At 67.6% G+C, this 1,775-nt stretch carries 1 protein-coding gene; it reads left to right on the top strand.

The annotated features are described in order from the left end of the window. The first annotated feature begins 133 nt into the window (after positions 1-133). Positions 134-1,774: an IS1634 family transposase gene (locus tag ACO1BR_RS44010; RefSeq protein ID WP_426800734.1), complete on the top strand. Its 1,641-nt coding sequence runs from the start codon at positions 134-136 to the stop codon at positions 1,772-1,774. The last annotated feature ends 1 nt before the right edge of the window (position 1,775 follow it).

Below are 1,775 nucleotides of genomic sequence, written 5' to 3'. Positions count from 1 at the left end.
TCTAGACCCGGATTTCGCACGTGCCTCGTCTGGTTGGAACGAGGCAGGTGCGGTGTCTGGTTGTCGGTGTGGTCGTTGATGTGATGTGTCGATGATTTCGCGTGCCGAGCGGCCCCGGGTACGTCGTCCACGGATGAACGTGGAGATCGCACCGGTGGTGGAGAGGCGTCTGGGCGCTCTGCCTGCCTCTGCCGGGTTTCTGCGCCGGCTGGACGTGGCCGGGATCATCGACGAGCTGTGTCCGGTGCGTGAAGTCGCGCATCTCACCCACGGGCAGGTCATCGAGGTGCTGGTGGCCAACCGGCTGTCGGCGCCCACACCGTTGGTGCGGGTCGGTGACTGGGCACGTGAATGGGCCGTTGAGGAGGTCTTCGGCATCGAGCCGGACCTGCTCAACGATGACCGCATCGGCCGTGCCCTGGACGCGGTTGCGCCCGAGCTGGAACGCATCGTCGGCAGTATCGGGGCGAGCGCGATCGCCGCCTTCGGGATCGATGTCTCGCGCCTGCACTGGGACATGACCAGCATGTCCCTGCATGGCGCCTACGAAAGGCAGCAGGAGGGATTCCCGCAGGTCAAGTACGGTCACCCCAAGGACCGCCGGGCGGATCTCAAGCAGATCCAGGCCGGGATCGCGACCTGCGGGGATGGCGGGATCCCTGTCTTCCACCGCGCCTATGACGGCGGGGCAGGCGAGGTCTCCCAGGTCGTCGGGGCGATGACGGCACTGCGCGAGCTGGCCGCACCCCGCGACTTCTTGATGATCGGCGACTCGAAGCTGATCTCTTACCCGAACCTGCTGGCCCTGGGGGAGGCGGGAGTGAAGTTCATCGCCCCGGCTCCCGCGGCCAAGGTTCCGGACGGCCTGTATGCGGCGCTCGACCTCGGCAAGGCCCGCCTGGTCGACTACACCGCCCGCCGGGACGCGGCCAAGCCACCCGGGCAGCGTGGGTGCTACCGCGTGCTGGAGGACACCCAGACCCTGCCCGGTCCGCGAAAGCGCGACCCGCAGGTCACCGTGCGCCGGATCCTGGTCCACTCCAGTGCCAACGCCGCTGCCCAGCAGGCCGCCCGCACCCGGCGACTGGAGCGCGCCCGGGACGAGCTGGACAAACTTCAGTCCGTTTGCGGCGGCCGTTACTACGCCACCGCCGAGAAGGTCACGGCCCGGATCGGCGTGATCACCAAGAAACGCCGTATCGGCTCCTGCCTGGTTACCACCGTCGGCACGAACGAGAACGGACGTCCCACCCTGACCTGGCACTTCGACCAGGACGTGCTGGCCGCCGAGGCTGCCGTGGACGGCTGGTATGCGCTGCTGACCACCCTCGATGCGGACGAGGCCGACGCAGCCGAGGTCCTCATCCGATACAAGGACCAGTCGGTGGTCGAGCGCCGGTACAGCGACTTCAAAGGCCCGCTCGCCGTGGCCCCGGTGTTCTTGCACCACAACCGGCGCATCGCCGCTCTGATCACCGTGATCTGCCTGGCCCTGCTGGTGTTCTGCCTCATCGAACGACAGGTCCGCCAGGCCCTGGGCGGCGAGCAGACCATGCGCGGGCTCTACCCGGACAACCGGGCCGTCCGCCCTACCGGCCGCATGATCCTCTACCACCTCGCCGGCCTGCGGATGCGGCCCGGAACAGCCACAGATCCACCAACCATCCTGATCACACGTGCTGTTCAAGCCCACCTCCTCGGACTGCTCGGCATCGACGAAACCTGCCCCCGCTGGCTGGACACCTCAGACCCCATGTGCGAAATCCGGGTCTAGA

Origin of the sequence: Streptomyces sp. YGL11-2, assembly GCF_050054615.1 — a bacterium.
Classification (GTDB): domain Bacteria; phylum Actinomycetota; class Actinomycetes; order Streptomycetales; family Streptomycetaceae; genus Streptomyces.
The sequence above is the reverse complement of the archived record's forward strand: the minus strand, read 5'-3'. Positions and strand labels throughout refer to the sequence as shown.

Excerpts from the sequence above, each read along its gene's own strand:
- ACO1BR_RS44010 (WP_426800734.1), top strand. The coding sequence starts at position 134 with ATGAACGTGGAGATCGCACCGGTGGTGGAGAGGCGTCTGGGCGCTCTG.